The sequence below is a fragment of the Xenorhabdus sp. KJ12.1 genome, assembly GCF_963876495.1.
Classification (GTDB): Bacteria; Pseudomonadota; Gammaproteobacteria; order Enterobacterales; family Enterobacteriaceae; genus Xenorhabdus; species Xenorhabdus stockiae.
Genome location: NZ_CAWNQH010000002.1, coordinates 1 through 20,357, shown reverse-complemented (window position 1 = coordinate 20,357; position 20,357 = coordinate 1). Strand labels below are relative to the sequence as shown.

The window sequence follows — 20,357 nt, the reverse complement described above, 5'->3', positions numbered from 1 at the left end:
TGGTTTTCAGTTAAGAAAAAATGGGTATCGCCTTTGAAGCGATACCCATCATCAATAATCTGGTCTACTCATACACCTATTTAGTGCATATCAGTCTGCTTTTTAGTGGGCTCCGGCCATATACCCGCAATATACTCAAGACACTCGGCTTTGGGGCCTTCCTTTCCTGTCGCCATCCAGCCAATCGGGATCCGATATTCGTCAGGCCAGATTGAATACTGCTTTTTACTGTTAATGACAACTATCCACAGCGCGGCTTCATTTCCGGTTAATTGTTCCATGAAAATACCCCCTGTCTGTAACTTTCCGGCAATACCTGAGGCAGGAACCCGGTACTGATCAGATAATTCAGTACTTGGCAGACATATTCAGATGTAATAACCGGACACTGAATATCTGATCCTTCCAATGCTGCCAACGTCTGTTTCAGCTCCAGTTCTGGCTGGATTTCATGGAGATAATCAGGATCCAACGCGCGGTAAGGTTTCTCTGTCATATCCCGAATCAGCGGAATCAATGGGTACAGAGAATGAGAGTCATCCAGAGCAAGAATTCTCTCTTTCCCTTCATTGAAAGGAACTGGATTAAGGATATAGCCAAACTCCTGAACCCAATCGAAAAACTGACGGATAGAAACTTGCACCGGATTAAACAGGTTAAAGAATTTCCCGTCAGATTCACGCTGCTTAGAAATATGCACCAGTGAAGCCGCTACGTAATCAACCGGTACGATATCCAGCAATAATCCATGAGCAGGATAGGAGCCCATTTCCAGATAACCTTTCAGGGAAGCCACAAGATAATCATTCCCCTGCGCAGCTCCGGTACGGGTATGTCCGAGGATCAGGCCGGGACGGTAAATACTCACTGGCATCCCCCGTTTACGGGCAATGTTGATAATCCCTTCTGATACCCACTTGCTGCCCGAATAACCGGAAGGATCACGTATTGTTTCGCTCATAGCGCGATCATCTTCCATAAATGGCCGTGGAGATTCAGTAGCAAACAAAGCATTCACAGAAGAAACATAATGGAAATGTTTCAGGCGTGAAGTAGAGGCAAATTCCAGTGCGGTTCTTGTGCCATCAACATTAATGCTTTTTAGTGAACTATAAGGATAGATAAAGTTAACCAGCGCACCGTTGTGATAAATCACATCCACATCCTGCGCGAGTTTATCCCAGATTTCAGGCAACAAACCAAAACGGGGTTGCCCCAGATCCCCTATCACAAAATCCACGCGGTCAAGGCTATTACCTACATCAATCTGATAATGAGCAAAACCATCCAGGATCCTCTCAAGGGCATGTGCTTTGTCGTCAGCACGGCACAGACAGATAACCTGAGCTGAAGTCTGTTTCAACAGTTGTTCCAGCAAATGCAGGCCAAGATACCCGGTCGCTCCTGTCAGCAGAACAGTATCAGGCTCATACCAGTTCGCATGTGGTAAACCATCAGGACGTATACTTTCTTTCAGGTAAACATCTTTTCTCAGCGTTTCTGCATGTTGCTGAATAAGCGCTTCACTACGGTAAACACTGTTGAAAGGAATCAGATTATTTTTGTGGACTTCACTCATCTCATCCAGAATAGCCGCAATTCGGGCAATTGTGGGTTCAACATAGATGCCGGAAATAGGGACCCTGAGTGAAAATACTTTTTCAATCCGTTCCACCATACGGGCGACCAGAATAGAGTTACCGCCAATCTGGAAAAAATCATCAGTAATGCCAAAAGTTTCCGCAGCCAACAAATCGCCCCAGATAGCATAAACCCGTTTTTCTGTTTCTGTTTCCGGCTGCACCGCATCATGACTGGTATTCAGACGTTCTGCCACTTCTTCCAGACGTTTCCTGTCCCGCTTGCCACTACTTGTCAGCGGAATATAAGGAATGCGGTAATATTCAGAGGGGATCCAGGCTTCGTGCAGGCATTCTCGCAACGCGACCTGAGTTTCACGTACCCACTCCTCCGATATAACCATATTAGGATCAAACAATACGAACGCCTGTATCTTGGCAAAATCACCGCTTCCCGCGACACGGATAATGGCATCCTGAACCCCGTGTTGTTTTCTCAACGCGATTTCTATTTCACCCAGTTCAATTCGATAGCCACGTACTTTGACTTGATCATCCTGCCTTCCCATATAAATGAGAGAGCCATCTTCAGTCATACGGGCCATATCGCCTGTCAGATAGGCTCTTTTCCCCTTTCCGTTGACATCAGGGACGTACCGTTTAGCTGTTTCAACCGGATTATTGCGATATCCAGCTGTCACACCTAACCCACCGATCAGGATTTCACCTACCGTTCCTTTAGCGACAGGACGCAGATTCTTATCCACAATACTGATGCTGGTGCCGGGAATCGGCCCGCCCAACTGTACCTTATCTCCTTTTTTCATGCGAAATGCCGTTGACCAGATTGTCGTTTCTGTCGGGCCATAAAGGTTCCATAAAGTGCCACCAGATTCCGTTAATTGATCGGCCAAATCTTGTGACAGCGCCTCACCGCCGCAAAGCATGCTGATATCAGAACGCGGCGTCCAGCCTGCATTCAGTGCCATTGACCAGGTTACTGGAGTTGCCTGCGCCAGAGTAAATTGAGGATCAGAGAACACACGGGATAGCGCCATCGCATCACGCTGGGTCTCAGTGGGTGCGATGTAGATACTGCCTCCATGAACAACCGTCAGCAGTAGCTCAAGGACTGAAATATCAAAAGAGAAAGTAGTCAGCGCAAGCATACGATCATTCTGGTTAACTGATAATAACTTGCCCAGTGCGCACAGGAAGGCCGCCAGATTGTCATGCTGCACCTGCACAGCTTTCGGTAGTCCGGTAGAACCAGAGGTAAACATGATATAGGCCGGATGATCGCCTAATTCAGGAATAACAACATCCTCCGTTATTTTCTCAACTGTATAGGCAAGGCGCTCCATCGGAATATGTGTTGATGCTTTCAATCCCGCTGATACCGTTTCATCAGAGACCAGAATACTGTCAGGTAAGCTGGCGAGAATATCATTCAAACGTTTTTCCGGCATCATGGTATTAAGGGGAATATATACTGCACCGATCTGCCAGGTCGCCAGCATCGTGATAAACCATGGAATACCCCTCTCGGCTGCAATAGCGACATAACTCCCCATTGTTACACCATAACAACGCAAAACATGCGCTGCGCTGATAACCCGTTGCTGTAACTCACCAAATTCCAGAATTCCATGCGGATCTGAAACAGCAATATCATGCGGTGCTATTTTTGCCAGTTTTGCTAAACGGGATGGTACATTATCAAACCATGGCTGAAGTGTTTTTTCCATATAGCTGATATTAATGCCATTAATATCAGAAGGGTTAGAGAATGAGGATTGTTGCCCAATAAATGCTGTGTGTAATATTGCCTTGTGTGTGTAAGTATTCATAATGATGTTCTCATTCTGATCTCCACTTTGTTCCATCATTTTTTATGATGAATGGAGATATTTATGCTGTTAGTCAATAAATATCAGCTATTGTCCACATTTGGCTCCTACAATGACCTTATGTTGACCTTCACTGAATAAAAAAAGTAAACTTCAAGAAAATTATTTAAAATTAAAGAATTATTATTTAATATTTATTTGTAACTTTTAATTAATTACACAATCAACCCATAATTATATTTTTTTACTAGTGAATAGAGTGTATTACGCCTTATACACCACTTCATCACCTTGATATAACTTGTTTTTATTTTATAAAACAGCTATCCACTACTCATAAAACCCTGCTTCGTGAGCATGAATAACCATTTGTAGTAATATCTATTATTTCTGAATCAAAACTCAATCATTTTATTTATAACTGTGTTATAAAAAACGCAAAATATGTAAATAAATATAATCAAAATTATTAAATAAAAAATAACAGCAAAAAATAGTAAATATCAGTTAAGAAAACAGACAAGAAATATCACATTTTCATTCATCACTATCTGTTTAGATAATCTTATATTTGTTTAAATAAGATTCGTATAATTAAAACGGCGAATATATTCCCACAATAATCATAGTCCTTTATGACAAAAAGAAAATAAACGAATGGAATACGCTCAAAAATAACCGCCAAACATTCTTAATTGTGACAGAAATCACGATAATTAAAATAAAACTTATTTCAAAAGAGCCATAAATCGCTCAAAATTGTGGTCTTTACGAAATTATATCCATATGTTAGCGATACTTCACAGATATATAAGTCTGTTTTAGCTATTCTTTCTTTCGATATAGAAAAAAATAAATTGAAACTTTCGTTTACTGCTGGTCACTACTAAACAGTGGTGATTCGCTCATACTAAAAGTCATGTGGAGACAAACATGTTAAGTATATTCAGACCGGCGCCTCACAAAGCCCGGCTGCCTGCGCAAGAAGTAGATCCACTCTATCGTCGCTTGCGCTGGCAAATTTTTATGGGGATTTTCTTTGGCTATGCTGCTTATTATCTGGTAAGGAAAAACTTTGCGTTGGCAATGCCATATCTGGTGGAACAAGGCTTTTCCAGAGGAGATCTGGGTTTTGCTCTGTCAGGGATCTCAATCGCATACGGCTTCTCAAAATTCATTATGGGTTCCGTTTCCGACCGTTCTAATCCCCGGGTTTTCTTGCCAGCCGGCCTGATACTTGCGGCAGCCGTAATGCTGTTCATGGGCTTTGTACCGTGGGCAACGTCAAGCATTGCGGTCATGTTTGTCCTACTGTTCCTGTGTGGCTGGTTCCAGGGTATGGGATGGCCTCCTTGCGGCCGTACCATGGTTCACTGGTGGTCACAAAAAGAGCGTGGCGGGATCGTTTCTATCTGGAACTGCGCACATAACGTTGGCGGTGGATTGCCTCCATTACTGTTCCTCCTCGGTATGGCATGGTTCAATGACTGGAAAGCCGCGCTTTATATGCCAGCATTCGCTGCCATTCTGGTTGCCCTGATCATCTTCGCTCTGATGCGTGACACCCCACAATCCTGTGGCTTACCACCAATCGAAGAATATAAAAACGACTATCCACCTGACTACACGGAAAACGATGAAAAAGAACTGACTGCAAAAGAGATTTTCATGCAGTACGTTCTACCTAACAAACTGCTGTGGATGATCGCCATTGCTAACGTATTCGTTTACTTACTCCGCTACGGTATCCTTGACTGGTCACCAACTTATCTGAGAGAAGTTAAACACTTCGCACTGGATAAATCTTCCTGGGCCTACTTCCTGTATGAATATGCGGGTATCCCTGGTACGCTGCTGTGTGGCTGGATGTCGGACAAAGTATTTAAAGGCAACCGTGGTGCTACCGGTGTGTTCTTTATGACGCTCGTCACTATCGCTACGATAGTCTTCTGGATGAACCCGGCCGGTAATCCGAATGTTGATATGATCTGTATGTTGGTGATCGGCTTCCTGATTTATGGCCCTGTTATGTTGATCGGCCTGCATGCTCTTGAGCTGGCACCGAAGAAAGCAGCAGGTACTGCGGCTGGCTTTACTGGTCTGTTTGGCTACCTCGGTGGCTCGGTAGCTGCCAGTGCGATTGTTGGCTATACCGTTGATTTCACCGGTTGGGATGGCGGCTTTATGGTCATGGTTGGCGGCAGCATTCTGTCTGTTATTCTACTGTTGTTTGTTATGCTGCATGAAAACAAACATAAGCAGGAAATGGCACAAGCACATAGCAGCTAATCAATAGGCTGTTTTTAATAGAGCCATTCCCGTGTCGCCACTGTTGAACGAAATGAAACAGTGGCGACAATAATACAGTAACACTGCGTTCCCTCTTATATTCAGTATTCTAAGTTCATATAAAACACCATTTAATTACCCAAATACACCTTCATTACCACAAGTGGAGAACCCCAATGCACACCCCCGTTAAAACAATTATGGCCGGTCTTCTGTTAGCTTCATCAATGTCAGGTATTGCACATGCAGCGGATAAAATTGTTATCGCGCATCGAGGAGCAAGCGGCTACCTGCCTGAACATACCCTTCCTGCCAAAGCGATGGCTTTTGCTCAGGGCGCGGATTATCTTGAACAAGATCTGGTGATGACTAAGGATAATGAACTGGTCGTTCTGCATGACCATTATCTTGATCGCGTCACTGATGTCGCTGAGCGTTTTCCAAACCGCGCCCGTGCCGATGGTCGTTACTATGCCATTGACTTTACCCTGCCAGAAATTAAGTCACTGAAATTTACTGAGGGGTTTGATATCAAGGATGGCAAAAAAGTACAAAGCTATCCCGGTCGCTTTCCAATGGGAAAATCAGATTTTCGCATCCACACTTTTCAGGAAGAGCTGGAATTTATTCAGGGTATGAACAAATCCACCGGAAAGAATGTTGGTATCTATCCTGAGATTAAAGCACCGTGGTTCCATCGTCAGGAAGGCAAAGACATCACAGCAAAAGTGTTGGAAGTACTGAAACAGTACGGTTACACCAAAAAGAGCGATAAAGTTTATCTGCAATGTTTTGATGCCAATGAGTTGAAACGTATTAAAAATGATCTGGAACCAAAATTGGGGATGGATCTGAAACTGGTGCAACTGATTGCTTACACCGACTGGAATGAAACCTACGAACAGAAAACCGATGGAACATGGCATAACTATAGTTATGTCTGGATGTTTAAACCGGGTGCCATGAAAGAAGTGGCAAAATATGCTGATGGCATTGGCCCGGATTACCACATGCTGGTCGCCAATGACTCTACCCCAAATAACATTAAATTAACTGGTATGGTAAAAGAAGCTCACGCCAGCCATATGGTGGTACATCCGTATACTATCCGTATTGACCAGTTGCCCAAGTATGCCACCAGCGGAAATCAATTGTTTGATATTGTCTTCGATAAAGCCAATGTCGATGGTGCATTCACCGATTTCCCTGATTTAGCGGTGAAATTCCTCGAAGAACATCACGAACATAAGTAATTGACTCTTTATTCATTTAATACCCCGCCGCAAGTGGCGGGGTATTAAATCAGGAAATACCTACCGGAAAGGCTATAACCTCACTGATTCGCTCCGCGCCCAGAGCCAGCATAATCAGGCGATCAACCCCCAATGCCACACCAGCACATTCCGGCATACCATAAGCCAGAGCTTCAAGCAGATACTCATCTATCGGCTGTACAGGTAGCCCCATTGATTCACGTTTACGATTATCCTGTTCGAAACGCAGGCGCTGCTCTTTGCTGTCTGTCAGTTCACGGAAACCATTCGCCAGTTCCATGCCCTTGAAATACACTTCAAAGCGCTGAGCAACACGATGATCTTCTTTACTGATCTCTGCCAGTGCGGCCTGAGAGGCAGGGAAATGATAAATAAATGTCGGCTTTTCAATACCAATATGTGTTTCAACCCCCATGGTAAAAAGCAGTTGCAGTAAGGTATCCCGGTCTTCTTCACGATCAGCAATATTGCTGAGATCGAGTTTTGCCGCTACTTCACGCAGTTTTTCTTTGCTCGCCGTCAGGGGGTCAATATCCAGATAACGAATAAAAGCCTGCTGATAAGAAAGGGATTCGGCACTTTCGCAATCCAGAATTTGCTGTAACAGATCATCCACTTCATTCATCAAGCGGTACATATCATAGTGTGGACGATACCATTCCAACATGGTGAACTCAGGATTATGGTGGCGTCCTGCTTCTTCATTGCGGAAACTTTTTCCCATCTGATAAATGGAGCCACTGCCCGCAGCAAGTAGACGTTTCATGTGGTATTCGGGGCTGGTCATCAGATACAGGGGAAGACCATCCGCTGCACCAGGGCCGACAAACCTCGTCTGAAAGGGAACCAAATGGACGTCTGTGACAGTCGCCTGACTCATGGCGGGTGTCTCAACCTCCAATACCCCACGATCTGCGAAAAAGCGCCGTATTTCTGCCAGAATTTCTGCCCTTTTCAATAAATTAGCGATAGGGGCTGTTGGCTGCCAATCCGCGATTTCGTTCATATTCCTGTGGCTCCAAAAGAAAACAAAACGCGCAGTTTACCCGCATCACGCTCGCCAGACAAATTATTACATTGGATCCTTTGTCGATGGTCTGCTATTTATCATTTATTTCTGAACGAGTTATAAAAATAACCCATCTAGATAAAATTTCACCGAAGATAGATTAACTCTTTTCATAAACATTGTTATAAATAAACCTTAAACCTAAAGATAACTTTAAAAAATATTAATGTTATAAAAAAGTGGCCTGCTTTTTCGGCCACTATATTTACACGCTTATTATTTTCAGTCCGTAATGCAAATTATTCAATTAATGTCACAACGCGAAATTTACAATATACATCTAAATTAACTTTGTCAGGCTTAATATAATCAATACCGCCAACTGTTACTCGGCTAAGATATTTACCTGTATCAGCTTTCAGTGCAATCATATTACAACCAACATCTTCAATCATAAAAGTTGAATAAATGTCTACCGTTGGTTTAATAGATTCAATAAAATCACTACTTGAACGGGTTACTCTACTGAGATAAAGTTTATTATCTCCGATAAGAGCAATTTTATTAAGGTTATTTGGATCAAGATAAACAATGGTAAACCGACAATATTCATCTATAGATGATTTTACAGCTTCAATATATTGAATTCCATTTCTATCAACTCTACTTAAATAAAGATTGTTATCCGCTTGTAATGCGATAGTTATTTTTCTAAGTGCCATGATAGGCTCCTAATTATAAAATTTATTTATCACAAAAATATATCGCTATATATTACAACTTAAAATCAGGAACGAAATACAATACATCCACAAGACAACATACATCATTTAACTAAAACATAAAATAACAAAATATATAAACCATCAATTAATAACATAAAGAATTAATTATGAATTTTTTGCAATCCCATATCTCCATTATAAATAAACAGAGTGTATAAATTACCAAAAGAATATAAATAACCTTCAAGTAAACATTAAAAAAACAAAGAAATTACATTAAATAAAAATTCAAACTTCCTTATTTATTGATAAGAGACCCCGATATCGCGTTAATTTAATGAATTTAAGCCTCAAGATAAGACAAATAATATCGATGAACTTAACAACACATTAATAAAAAATGCCCGGATGAATGGAAAACTTGTTTTAGATCAATTTTTATTGATACTAATTCTGCCAAATCAGCGTTCATATCAAGTTTACTTCCTCCGTCATCCGTTATAATCATATCAGATAAAAAATAACAGACAGTGCTCCTAACTCGTTAAGGTACAAGAAATTTACTTACAACACTCAGTCGGACAAGAAAAAATACCTCTGCAAAGTAGCAAGGTCACAAATGACGAGTGATAACGCATTAGGCTTTCTGGCTGAAGTTTATTCATTTCACTTGAAACAATGGAGAAGCACAGTGCAAACCTTCAATGCTGATCTAGCAATTATCGGAGCCGGTGGTGCAGGTCTACGGGCCGCCATTGCTGCGGCTGAAGCCAATCCCCAACTCAAGATTGCCCTGATTTCGAAAGTGTACCCTATGCGCAGCCACACCGTCGCCGCAGAGGGTGGGTCAGCCGCAGTCACTCAGTCTCATGATTCCTATGACTTTCATTTCAATGACACAGTATCCGGCGGAGACTGGCTGTGTGAGCAGGATGTGGTTGAGTATTTTGTCAAACACTGTCCGACTGAGATGACCCAGCTGGAGCAATGGGGTTGCCCGTGGAGCCGCAAAGAAGATGGCTCCGTGAATGTGCGTCGTTTCGGTGGCATGAAAATTGAGCGCACATGGTTTGCCGCGGATAAGACCGGCTTCCATATGCTGCATACACTGTTTCAAACCTCACTCAAATATCCACAAATTCAGCGTTTCGATGAACATTTTGTCCTCAATATTCTGGTTGATGAAGGCCGTGCCCGTGGCCTGGTTGCCCTGAATATGATGGAAGGCAGTAAAGTTCAGATTCGCGCAAATGCAGTCATTATGGCTACCGGTGGTGCAGGCCGTGTTTATCGTTACAATACGAACGGCGGCATCGTCACCGGTGATGGCATGGGTATGGCTTTCCGGCATGGTGTTCCACTACGCGATATGGAGTTTGTGCAATATCACCCAACCGGCCTGCCGGGTTCCGGCATTCTGATGACTGAAGGCTGTCGGGGTGAAGGCGGGATTCTGGTGAATAAAGATGGCTATCGCTATCTACAGGATTATGGTTTAGGGCCCGAAACGCCACTCGGTCACCCTGAAAATAAATATATGGAACTGGGACCACGCGATAAAGTTTCGCAGGCATTCTGGCATGAATGGCGGGCAGGACGAACTATTACAACGCCGCGCGGTGACGTTGTACATCTGGATCTGCGTCATTTGGGTGAGAAGAAATTACTGGAACGTCTACCGTTCATCTGTGAACTGGCGAAAGCCTACGTTGGTGTTGATCCGGTCAAGGAGCCTATCCCTGTTCGTCCGACAGCGCATTACACTATGGGCGGAATCGAAACCAATCAACAATGTGAGACCCGTATCAAAGGGCTGTTTGCTATTGGTGAATGTTCTTCTGTCGGCCTGCATGGCGCAAACCGTCTTGGCTCTAACTCACTGGCAGAACTTGTCGTCTTTGGTCGTCTGGCGGGTGAAGAAGCTGCCAAATGTGCTCAGGAAGCTCCTCCCGCCAATGAAAATGCACTGGCTGCACAGGTTCACGATATTGAGGCTAAACTCAATAAATTGCTGAATCAACGAGGCGAAGAAAGCTGGGCAAAAATTCGTGATGAGCTTGGAACGGCAATGGAAGAAGGTTGTGGTATTTATCGCACCCCTGAATTGATGCAAAAGACGATTGATAAGATCGCAGAGCTGAAAGAGCGCTTCAAGCATATCCAAATCAGTGACCGCTCCAGTGTATTCAATACTGACCTTCTCTATACCATAGAACTGGGATTTGGGCTGGATGTGGCGGAATGTATGGCTCACTCCGCGATGAATCGCAAAGAATCCCGCGGTGCCCACCAGCGCCTTGATGAAGGCTGTACCGAACGTGATGATGAGAACTTCCTGAAACATACACTGGCTTTCTACAACCCTGAAGGCGCGCCACGTCTGGAATACAGTGATGTGAAGATCACTAAATCCCAGCCCGCAAAACGGGTTTATGGTGGGGAAGCCGCGGCACAAGAGAAAAAACAGAAGGAGCAGGCGAATGACTGAGATGAAAAACCTGAAAATGGAAGTCATGCGCTATAACCCGGAAACCGATGATGCGCCTTATTTCACAACATACGATGTCCCTTATGATGACCAGACTTCGCTGTTGGATGCATTAGGCTATATTAAGGATAATCTGGCTCCTGACCTGTCTTATCGCTGGTCCTGCCGGATGGCAATCTGCGGCTCCTGCGGCATGATGGTCAACCGCGTACCAAAGTTGGCCTGTAAGACTTTTCTGCGCGACTACCAGCACGGGCTGAAAGTGGAAGCCTTAGGGAATTTCCCCATAGAGCGGGATTTGGTGGTGGATATGACTCACTTTATCGAAAGTCTGGAAGCCATCAAGCCCTACATTATCGGTAATGACCGTAAACCTTCTGATGGCCCGAATGTGCAAACTCCGGCACAGATGGCGAAGTATCATCAGTTCTCCGGTTGTATCAACTGTGGCCTATGCTACGCAGCCTGCCCTCAGTTCGGCCTGAATCCTGAGTTTATCGGCCCTGCTGCCGTCACGCTGGCACACCGCTATAACCTTGATAACCGTGATCATGGTAAGAAAGAGCGTATGTCACAAATCAACAGCGATAATGGTGTCTGGTCCTGTACTTTTGTCGGTTATTGTTCTGAAGTTTGCCCGAAACATGTCGATCCGGCAGGAGCAATTCAGCAAAGCAAGGCAGAAAGTGCAAAAGATTTCATTATCTCCATGCTGAAACCACAATAAGGGAGGTGAAAGTCATGACAACAAAACGTAAGCCTTATACCCGTGGCATGGAGCCTACTTGGTGGCAAAAATTAGGTTTTTATCGTTTCTATATGCTGCGTGAAGGCACTTCTGTTCCTACTGTCTGGTTCAGTATTTTGGTGCTTTATGGGCTGTTTGCCCTGAAAGCCGGCCCTGAAAGCTGGGGTGGTTTTGTCTCTTTTCTACAAAACCCACTGGTATTGCTGATCAATATCATCACCTTGCTGGCAGCATTATTACATACCAAAACCTGGTTTGAACTGGCGCCCAAGGCACTCAATATCATTGTCAAAAATGAAAAAATGGCACCGGGGCCCATTATCAAATTATTGTGGACTTTCACTATTATTGCGACTGCCGTGATCCTTGGCATAGCGCTAATCTGACCCCAAGGAGGATCTGATGAATCAAGTACCAAAACGTTCCGATGAACCTATTTTCTGGGGATTGTTTGGCGCTGGCGGTATGTGGAGTGCTATTGTCGGGCCAGTCATTGTCCTGCTATTAGGCATTTTACTGCCATTAGGATTGGCACCGGAGGCGCTCTCTTACGAACGTATTCTGACTTTCTGCCAGAGCTTTATTGGGCGTGTTTTTTTATTGCTGATGGTAAGTCTGCCACTCTGGTGCGGATTACACCGCATACATCATGCTATGCATGATCTGAAAATTCATGTTCCTGCCGGTAAATGGGTGTTTTATGGCTCAGCCGCAATTCTGACTGTTGTGGCTCTGATTGGTGTTTTTACGCTGTAGTTAAACATATATCGCTAAAAGATGAGCCTGCGACTAAACCGCAGGCTTTTTACTAAGCGTTATATCTCGTTTCTTAGAACTTATAAGAAACCGTCGCTTTATAAGCTCGGCCTTTCTCTTCTTGGCCTTTATAGGTATTCAAATAGTAAGACTGTTCGTTGTAACGCTTGTCGAAGATATTATCGATACCAAACTGGAGTTCTGCGTTTTGAAATACGCCTGAGGTCGGTGCCCAGGAAATATGCATATCACTAACGCCAAAGCCCGCTTTATGAATATTTACAACCTTGCCATCATCTGTCCCATTCGCATTTGTTGAGCGGACAAATCGGGAATTCCAGCCAAGTTCAATATCAGTTTTATCAAATAGATAGCTTCCACCAACAGTGAAAGAATCACCAATGGACGGGGTAAACTCTAATCTTGAGTCAAACAACGCGCTACCCTGAACAATTTTGTTATTTGCTTTGGCGTAAGTCGCTCTCAAAGACCAGTTATCCAGTTTATATTTAGTCGCTAGTTCAAACCCTTCCAGTCTGGATTTAGGGATATTATTAAGCGAACTTTTTGCTAACGTGGTAGCCAGATTTTTGAAATTGGTCTGGAATACTTTACCAGTCACAGTAAATGAGTCATTTTCAGCAAAAACAGACGGATAAGTACCACCAATACCCGTTTCCAGATTGTAACCCGTTGTTGCTTTTAAGTTAGCATTGTGGTTACTCGGGCCCATGCCGATCTCTTTACCCAACGGACCTCTGAAGAGTTCAGTATAATTAGCAAACAATGTCGTTGATGCGCCCAGTTCGTATTTCAGACCCAACGCTTTTGAGAAATGAGCATAGGTTCTTTCAAAAGGCTCACTCTTTTTATTAATAGTATTGTATTTATAATGATCCCATCTTACGCCAGGAATGAAATGGAAATCAGCAAACTGAATATCATCCTCTAAATAAACAGAAGACGATTTTCCTGTTTCTACCACTTTGTTATATGTATTTCTTGCTGCCTCTGTATACGCCATTCTGGTATCGAAATACTCATAGCCATAAGTGAAAGCATGGGCCAGCTGATAAGTATCAAAACTAGAAACGTTACGCGCTCTAATACCCTGAGTTTCGGTAATCGTGTCAAAGCCTTTGCCCGGACCACCGACTTCCTTCATATGATTGAAATTTTGTTCTGTGTGATAAGCAGAGATTTTCAGATCAATGAGGTCATTACCAACCGGTACATATCGGTAAGCAATATTATAAGCCTCACGCTCTGAAGCGTATTTCCCTTTTCTCCCTTTATTCACATCAGGACCAAAGTTCAATCTGAAATTAGTGTCTGCATCATTCTGATAATGTTCTTTTGAGACATTGATATACTGCTCATCAGTCAGATTGAATTTAGCTTTTAATAAATAGTTGATCAGCTTCCCATCAGTAGGAATGGATTCTTGCCCGGCTTTATCTCTGCCCGTTTTAGCATCACTCATATTGCGATGGTTAAAATAGCCCAATAAATCTACAGCACCAATTCTTCCATAAGCGGCCAAAGACTTCTGAAATTCAGAGCCATTACTGACATAGCTTAATTTTCCTTTTGCGCCAAATAAGCGCCCCGGTGCTAATAAATCACCAGCATCAACAGTTTCAAATTTTAATGAACCAACTAATGCTCCGGTATCATAGGTAATACTGTTCGTACCCACATTGATATCAATTTGCTTCAGCATTTCAGGATCAATACCGTAGCTTCCTGCATGGTGAAAGTGATAGCCTTCCTGTCTTGCGCCATCAATCGTCACATTGATAAATTGGTCATCCATACCACGGATTTTAAAGCGCTGCCCTAAAGCGCTAGGGTGCCCGGCTTGTACGCCCGGCACATTTTTTAATACTTCACCGACACTTTGCGCTTGTCTAACTTTAATTTCGTTGCGACTGACTTTTCCACTGTCCTGTTCTGAACTGTTACCCGCAATAACAACAAGTGTATCGCCTGTTGAGGCTGATTTTCTGGTTGATTCTTCGGTATGTGCCACTGCGTTAGTAGAAATAGCGATGGTCAACATAGATGCTGACATCAAAGGAACACACAAACCACTTTTAGCCATGCTTGCGTAAATTTTGGTAGTTTTAGACATTTATTTTTTAGTTAAAATATTATTGAGAAGCATTATTATTTACATTCATAAAAGAAATGTAAATAACATTAAGTGATTATCGTCATATTTTACTATTTGGGTTAGGTGGGAAGGTGCCATCCAACATAGCGATACTAAGAAGAGGCTGATTTCACAAAAGCAGATTTACTAGAGGGGTATAAATTTAGAATCAATTTATACCCCTTTGATTTTTCAAATAATCAGGCTATTCAATGTTCGCCAGAATGCTTTCTGCATCCTGATAATCACCTTCCTGAGCACGGAAGGTGATTATCCCTGAGCGATGTGCATTGATCTGTACTTCCATTTTCATGGCTTCCATGATGGCAATCACATCACCTTCACTGACTTGCTCTCCCTCCTGTACTAGCCACGAATGCAGGATACCGGATATGGGGGCTTTTACCTGATGAGGGTCTTCCGGTATTTGTTGGACTACTGGCGAAGAAGGTTGTGGCTCACCAACAGGCACTAAAGGTGTTAATCCTGCCAATAAATCCGCTGGCAATCCCATTTCATGCCGACGACCATCAATCTCAATAAATGTACGGATAATGCATTTGCTTTCAGCCAGATCCTGACGGGGTAAAGCGGCCAGTTGATTGGCAAATTCTGTCTCAATCCAACGGGTATGGACGTTGAAAGTATTCTCTGATACAAAATCAGGGTGTTCAATCACCGCCTGATGAAAAGGCAAAACTGATGCTACGCCACTTATTTTAAATTCTCGTAAGGCCCGACGCGCACGGGCAAGAGCCTGTGCACGCGTTGCTCCTGTGACAATCAGTTTTGCCATCAACGAATCAAAGGTTGTCGGAATGACAGAGCCATTGTTTACGCCTGAATCTAAACGAATACCGGGGCCAGAAGGTGGGGTAAATTCGGTAAGAGCGCCAGATGCAGGCAAAAAGCCTTTTCCGGCATCTTCCGCATTGATACGAAACTCAAACGAATGCCCACGAGCAATAGGGATTTCCTGAATGCTTAATGGGTAGCCTTCTGCGATCCTCAACTGCTCAATAACTAAATCAATCCCGGTTGTTTCTTCCGTCACAGGATGTTCAACCTGTAAACGGGTATTCACTTCCAGAAAGGAGAGTGTTCCATCAACACTCAGCAAAAATTCAACAGTTCCTGCTCCGACATAATTAGCTTCTGCACAAATCGCTTTTGCCGACTGATGAATGCGCTCCCGGTGTTGCTGACTCAAAAAAGGTGCCGGGGCTTCTTCTATCAGTTTCTGATTCCGACGCTGCAAGGAGCAGTCACGGGTTCCCAACACAACCACATTTCCGTGTTTATCTGCGATTATTTGTGCCTCGATATGGCGGGGCTTATCCAGAAACTGTTCAATAAAACATTCGCCACGGCCAAATGCAGCTGTCGCCTCACGTACCGCAGAGTGATACAACTCCTCAACTTCATCATGACGCCATGCTACTTTTAACCCACGGCCCCCGCCGCCAAATGCAGCTTTAATCGCTATCGGTAAACCATGCTTTTCAGCAAAAGTGATAACTTCCTGCGCATTTTTAACCGGCTCTGTCGTTCCCATGACTAACGGTGCTCCAACTTTCTGAGCAATTTGGCGGGCTTTAACTTTATTCCCCAACTCATCAATCGTATCGGGTTCCGGGCCAATCCAAATTAAACCGGCTTCAATAACAGCGCGGGCAAATTCAGCCCGTTCAGATAAAAAACCATAGCCGGGATGTACCATCGTAGCCTGCGCTTGCTTTGCAATATCCAACAAACGAGGAATATTGAGATAGGTTTCTGCCGGGCTATTCCCTGCCAGTGAATAGGCTTCATCCGCCAGTTGCACATGCAATGCGTTGACATCTGTATCAGCATAAACAGCAATAGTCCGTATGCCATAATCACGACAGGCACGGATAATACGAACGGCAATTTCCCCACGATTGGCGATTAAGACTTTTTTTGGGTTTTTATTAATACTGTGCACGGTGGTATTCATTGCAGCTCTTCACTCCCCTGAATGTCATGAAACTGATTAATGGGATTAAATCTAATTTTGGCATTGATCGGAATCTGACCAGCAAGATCAAGATGATAATCAGCCACCGAAGCAATAACGGGGTATCCACCTGTCACGGGATGATCCGCCAGAAAGAGAACGGGTTGCCCGCTGGCGGGAATTTGTATCGCACCAAAACTGGTTCCTTCGCTTGGCAGCTCTTCATTCTTAATTCGAGACAACGGGCAATCGCCCTTTAATCTCAAACCAATCCGGTTCGATTGTGGCGTAACCTGCCAGATTTGATTTCGTAATAACTCGACGGATTCCTGAGTGAACCAGTCAGTTCTGGGTCCGAAAAATATATCCAGTACAACAATCTCATCTTTATTGGGCATCACGAATTCTAGGGTTTCTAAAACAGACACCGCTGAGCAATGCGAAGTCCCACCTATCGCTAAATTATCACCCGCCTTTAACGGAGCAGGGCCAATATTAGACAAAGTGTCAAATGAACAGCTCGATAGCACCTCCGAAACAATAAAACCACCTCTGGCTGCCAAGTAAGAGCGCATTCCTTCATGTGGGATACCCAATATAATTTCATCACCATCATTTAAATCAATGGGTTGATAAGTGCTGATGTGAAGCCGCTTTCCTTGTGGGGTTTTGATTTTAATCGGACATAAAGCGCCTGTTACTGAAATGACCATTTGCCCACGGGCAATGGCTTGAAATCCTCCCTGCGTAATCTCCAGACAGGCTTGATCAGAAGGGTTACCAACTATGCGATTTGCACTGCGTAAAGCACTTTTATCCATCGCACCTGATGCAGATATTCCCAGCCCTGATTTACCCAGACGCCCTAAATCCTGAAATAGTGTCTGTAATCCTGCGGACTTAATTTCTAAAATACTGGCGTTATCAACCGGAACAAACGAATCAAGAACGGGAGTTGCAGGTAAACTGACTGTCACTGTGGAGTGTTCTACGTTACGGAATCGGATACGATAACCGGGCTGCAATAACGCAGGCTCAATCCGGGATAAATCCCATATTCGTTCGGATGTCGTACCAATAAGTTGCCATCCTCCGGGACTTGCCTGCGGGTAAATGCCACTAAATTCTCCCGCCAGAGCAACTGAACCTGCCGGAATACGGGTTCTGGGCATTTTACGACGGGGAATATTCCAGGAGATGGCTTCAGATATCATGTAGGCAAATCCGGGCGCAAACCCGGTAAATGCAACGATATATTCATTATCCGTATGTTGTTGGATAACATCCCGTACCGAGATTCCGAGTATTTCCGCAACTTCCTCTAAATCTTCTCCATTGTAGCGCACCGGAATTTCAATCTGTTTTCCTTGTATATGTGAGGATTTTTGCAGATCCCGCCGTTGAATTTCTGCCACCAATTGCTCGGCTGAAATCGTCAGAGGGTGAAAGCAGATCATCACCGTTCTCGCTGCTGGGATTATCTCTTCAATTCCTGAGATTGGTTCAGCATTTAGAGAATCAAATAACGCCAGAGTTTCAGGCAAGTCACTAAGCTCAACCATGATGGTATGAAAATTAACAGGTAAAAAACGCACAGTTATCTCCTGACAATATCGACCATTCTGATTAAGAATGAATAAATGAGCGGACAGTAATTCCTGCCTGCTGCAAAATGGCTTTTACTTGTTTAGCCATTTCCAGCGCACCGAAACTATCTCCATGCACACAAATAGAATCCGCCTGAATGGGGGTAAATTTGCCATCAATGGATTCTACTCCACCTTCTGTCACTAGCTGCAACATACGCTGTGCAACAAGAGTGGCATCATGTAATACAGCGCCGGTTTCACGGCGTGAAACCAATTCTCCTTTTGCTGTATAAGCACGATCAGCAAAGGCTTCCGCAATGGTTCTCAGACCTTTTTCCTGCGCTAGTCTCAGAATATTTGAACCAGCCAACCCCACTAAGGCAAGGCTGGAATCTACGGCCAAAATACCGTCAATGACTGCAAGTGCCTGACGTTCATCATTAGCTATCGTGTTATAGAGTGCGCCATGTGGCTTTACATAATTAACCGCCGTTCCTATAGAGGCAGCAAGCCCTTGCAGAGCACCGATCTGATAAATGACATCCGCGGTGAGTTCGTGACTGGCGAGATCCATATTACGTCGGCCAAAACCAACCAAATCTGGATAAGAGACATGAGCACCAATAACAACCTGATTTTCCTTAGCTAATTTCAAAGTTTTCAGGATCCCAGCCGGATCTCCGGCGTGAAAGCCACAGGCAACATTGGCACTACTGACAATGCTCAATATGGTTTCATCGTTACCCATCTTCCACTGACCAAAGCTCTCACCAAGATCGCTATTTAAATCGATTGTTTTCATCATAGTTGTTAAACCATAATTATAAAATTGTTGAACAATAGATAATTTCTGATGAGTTAATAATCAACTAAATTCGCTTATTATTGTGCAAAAATACAACAGCGATCACTCTATTCAAATTAACGGGAAAATTATCAGTTCAAAATAGAGCTGATTTTTATCTCAAAATTGCAGAAGATAAGCAGGAAAATAGCCGCAGCTTGCTGGTTATCCGGGAATATGTGAAGATTAAGTTTTGAACACAGAAGACACTTTTCTCAGCTATAGCCCAACGGATGACTATGAAAATAGAGAGCTCTCCCCAAATTTTGAGTAAAAAAATTGCAGAAGTAATAAGAAATAAGCTGGTGATCGGAGAATTATTACCCGGACAACGCTTATCCGAAGCAGCTCTCAGTGAACAACTCCAAATTTCCCGCAACACCTTACGAGAAGTGTTCCGTACTCTTACGCAAGAAGGTTTACTAAAACACCAGCCTAATCGAGGTGTGTTTGTAGCAATACCTGATATCGCATCCATTATTGATATTTATCGGGTTCGCAGGCTGATTGAATGTCAGGCTCTTGCACAAGCATATCCCATGCATCCTAGTGTAAATAAAATGCAAGAAGCAGTCATCAGTGCCAGTCAATACAGAAATAAGCAGGAGTGGGTTGGTGTAGGCACGGCCAATATGTGTTTTCACGCCGCGATTGTAGAATTGGCCGACAGTGAAAGATTAATGACCTTCTACCGGAATATTTCAGCAGAACTCCGTTTAGCGTTTGGGCTTTTAAATGACCCGGAACTGTTGTATGCGCCCTATGTCGATAAAAATAAACATATTCTGGAGCTATTAAATTCAGGCCAAACAGAATTGGCAGCACAAAAAATGGAAGATTATTTGAATCTATCAGAACGAACTGTATTGGCCGCTTACTCTCGTATAAATAATGAGCAATAAATAAAAACACAAACGCAAAAAAGCCATCCGGTGAAGGATGGCTTCTCTGTCAAAGTGATGTCTGGCAGTTCCCTACTCTCACATGGGGAGACCCCACACTACCATCGGCGCTACGGCGTTTCACTGCTGAGTTCGGCATGGGGTCAGGTGGGACCACCGCGCTATTGCCG

General features: G+C 43.7%; 15 protein-coding genes and 1 rRNA gene. 7 read left to right on the top strand and 9 right to left on the bottom strand.

Annotated elements, in window-relative coordinates; translation table 11 throughout:
• Window positions 1–80: 80 nt before the first annotated feature.
• Complete coding sequence (locus tag AACS92_RS01350) at window positions 81–281, bottom strand: MbtH family NRPS accessory protein (RefSeq protein WP_099109592.1); 201 nt, start codon at window positions 279–281, stop codon at window positions 81–83.
• Window positions 269–3,430, bottom strand: coding sequence for an amino acid adenylation domain-containing protein (locus AACS92_RS01345; RefSeq protein WP_099109591.1), 3,162 nt, complete (start codon window positions 3,428–3,430; stop codon window positions 269–271). The genes AACS92_RS01350 and AACS92_RS01345 overlap by 13 nt, the downstream gene beginning before the upstream one ends.
• Before the next feature lie 933 nt (window positions 3,431–4,363).
• Here AACS92_RS01345 and glpT point away from each other — a divergent pair.
• Both glpT and glpQ read left to right on the top strand, forming a co-directional pair.
• Window positions 4,364–5,719: a glycerol-3-phosphate transporter gene (gene glpT / locus AACS92_RS01340; protein WP_099109590.1), complete on the top strand. Its 1,356-nt coding sequence runs from the start codon at window positions 4,364–4,366 to the stop codon at window positions 5,717–5,719.
• Window positions 5,720–5,895: 176 nt separating this feature from the next.
• The gene (gene glpQ, locus AACS92_RS01335) at window positions 5,896–6,972 is read left to right on the top strand and encodes a glycerophosphodiester phosphodiesterase (RefSeq protein ID WP_099109589.1); all 1,077 of its coding nucleotides are present in this window, start codon (window positions 5,896–5,898) and stop codon (window positions 6,970–6,972) included.
• Between the two features lie 49 nt (window positions 6,973–7,021).
• On the opposite strand, the gene epmA is transcribed toward glpQ, so the two are convergent.
• A complete protein-coding gene (gene epmA / locus AACS92_RS01330; protein WP_099109588.1) occupies window positions 7,022–7,999 on the bottom strand; it encodes an elongation factor P--(R)-beta-lysine ligase in 978 nt (325 codons plus the stop codon).
• A gap of 302 nt (window positions 8,000–8,301) precedes the next feature.
• Window positions 8,302–8,724: a fascin domain-containing protein gene (locus AACS92_RS01325; protein WP_099109587.1), complete on the bottom strand. Its 423-nt coding sequence runs from the start codon at window positions 8,722–8,724 to the stop codon at window positions 8,302–8,304.
• A gap of 694 nt (window positions 8,725–9,418) precedes the next feature.
• Here AACS92_RS01325 and frdA point away from each other — a divergent pair.
• The 4 genes from frdA to frdD are packed head-to-tail and all read left to right on the top strand — an operon-like array spanning window position 9,419 to window position 12,719.
• Window positions 9,419–11,215: a fumarate reductase (quinol) flavoprotein subunit gene (gene frdA, locus AACS92_RS01320; protein WP_099109712.1), complete on the top strand. Its 1,797-nt coding sequence runs from the start codon at window positions 9,419–9,421 to the stop codon at window positions 11,213–11,215.
• On the top strand, window positions 11,208–11,942 hold the full coding sequence (locus AACS92_RS01315) for a succinate dehydrogenase/fumarate reductase iron-sulfur subunit (RefSeq protein WP_099109586.1): 735 nt from the start codon (window positions 11,208–11,210) through the stop codon (window positions 11,940–11,942). Before frdA ends, AACS92_RS01315 begins: the two co-directional genes overlap by 8 nt.
• A 14-nt stretch (window positions 11,943–11,956) precedes the next feature.
• Window positions 11,957–12,349, top strand: a complete 393-nt coding sequence (gene frdC / locus AACS92_RS01310; protein WP_099109585.1) for a fumarate reductase subunit FrdC — start codon at window positions 11,957–11,959, stop codon at window positions 12,347–12,349.
• Window positions 12,350–12,362: 13 nt separating this feature from the next.
• Window positions 12,363–12,719, top strand: coding sequence for a fumarate reductase subunit FrdD (gene frdD, locus AACS92_RS01305; RefSeq protein ID WP_193756910.1), 357 nt, complete (start codon window positions 12,363–12,365; stop codon window positions 12,717–12,719).
• A gap of 73 nt (window positions 12,720–12,792) precedes the next feature.
• Here frdD and AACS92_RS01300 read toward each other — a convergent pair whose 3' ends face one another.
• The 4 genes from AACS92_RS01300 to AACS92_RS01285 all read right to left on the bottom strand — a co-directional run bounded on the left by AACS92_RS01300 (window position 12,793) and on the right by AACS92_RS01285 (window position 19,246).
• Window positions 12,793–14,853 (bottom strand): TonB-dependent receptor domain-containing protein, encoded by a 2,061-nt coding sequence (locus AACS92_RS01300; RefSeq protein ID WP_099109583.1) that lies wholly within the window; start codon window positions 14,851–14,853, stop codon window positions 12,793–12,795.
• A gap of 226 nt (window positions 14,854–15,079) precedes the next feature.
• Entirely contained in the window at window positions 15,080–16,852 is a 1,773-nt protein-coding gene (locus AACS92_RS01295) for an ATP-binding protein (protein ID WP_193756909.1), read from the bottom strand.
• A complete protein-coding gene (locus AACS92_RS01290) occupies window positions 16,849–18,447 on the bottom strand; it encodes a 5-oxoprolinase subunit B/C family protein (protein WP_099109582.1) in 1,599 nt (532 codons plus the stop codon). Before AACS92_RS01290 ends, AACS92_RS01295 begins: the two co-directional genes overlap by 4 nt.
• A gap of 31 nt (window positions 18,448–18,478) precedes the next feature.
• On the bottom strand, window positions 18,479–19,246 hold the full coding sequence (locus AACS92_RS01285) for a LamB/YcsF family protein (protein ID WP_099109581.1): 768 nt from the start codon (window positions 19,244–19,246) through the stop codon (window positions 18,479–18,481).
• Window positions 19,247–19,524: 278 nt separating this feature from the next.
• On the opposite strand from AACS92_RS01285, the gene AACS92_RS01280 reads away from it, so the two are divergent.
• Window positions 19,525–20,187, top strand: a complete 663-nt coding sequence (locus AACS92_RS01280) for a GntR family transcriptional regulator (RefSeq protein WP_099109580.1) — start codon at window positions 19,525–19,527, stop codon at window positions 20,185–20,187.
• 59 nt (window positions 20,188–20,246) lie between these two features.
• On the opposite strand, the gene rrf is transcribed toward AACS92_RS01280, so the two are convergent.
• A 5S ribosomal RNA gene (gene rrf, locus AACS92_RS01275) occupies window positions 20,247–20,357 on the bottom strand; the annotation flags it as partial.

What these genes read in the sequence shown, in the direction of transcription:
- AACS92_RS01350 (WP_099109592.1), bottom strand. Translation starts at nt 281, where the DNA reads ATGGAACAATTAACCGGAAATGAAGCCGCGCTGTGGATAGTTGTCATT.
- AACS92_RS01345 (WP_099109591.1), bottom strand. Translation starts at nt 3,430, where the DNA reads ATGAATACTTACACACACAAGGCAATATTACACACAGCATTTATTGGG.
- glpT (WP_099109590.1), top strand. Translation starts at nt 4,364, where the DNA reads ATGTTAAGTATATTCAGACCGGCGCCTCACAAAGCCCGGCTGCCTGCG.
- glpQ (WP_099109589.1), top strand. Translation starts at nt 5,896, where the DNA reads ATGCACACCCCCGTTAAAACAATTATGGCCGGTCTTCTGTTAGCTTCA.
- epmA (WP_099109588.1), bottom strand. Translation starts at nt 7,999, where the DNA reads ATGAACGAAATCGCGGATTGGCAGCCAACAGCCCCTATCGCTAATTTA.
- AACS92_RS01325 (WP_099109587.1), bottom strand. Translation starts at nt 8,724, where the DNA reads ATGGCACTTAGAAAAATAACTATCGCATTACAAGCGGATAACAATCTT.
- AACS92_RS01315 (WP_099109586.1), top strand. Translation starts at nt 11,208, where the DNA reads ATGACTGAGATGAAAAACCTGAAAATGGAAGTCATGCGCTATAACCCG.
- frdC (WP_099109585.1), top strand. Translation starts at nt 11,957, where the DNA reads ATGACAACAAAACGTAAGCCTTATACCCGTGGCATGGAGCCTACTTGG.
- AACS92_RS01300 (WP_099109583.1), bottom strand. Translation starts at nt 14,853, where the DNA reads ATGTCTAAAACTACCAAAATTTACGCAAGCATGGCTAAAAGTGGTTTG.
- AACS92_RS01295 (WP_193756909.1), bottom strand. Translation starts at nt 16,852, where the DNA reads ATGAATACCACCGTGCACAGTATTAATAAAAACCCAAAAAAAGTCTTA.
- AACS92_RS01285 (WP_099109581.1), bottom strand. Translation starts at nt 19,246, where the DNA reads ATGATGAAAACAATCGATTTAAATAGCGATCTTGGTGAGAGCTTTGGT.
- AACS92_RS01280 (WP_099109580.1), top strand. Translation starts at nt 19,525, where the DNA reads ATGAAAATAGAGAGCTCTCCCCAAATTTTGAGTAAAAAAATTGCAGAA.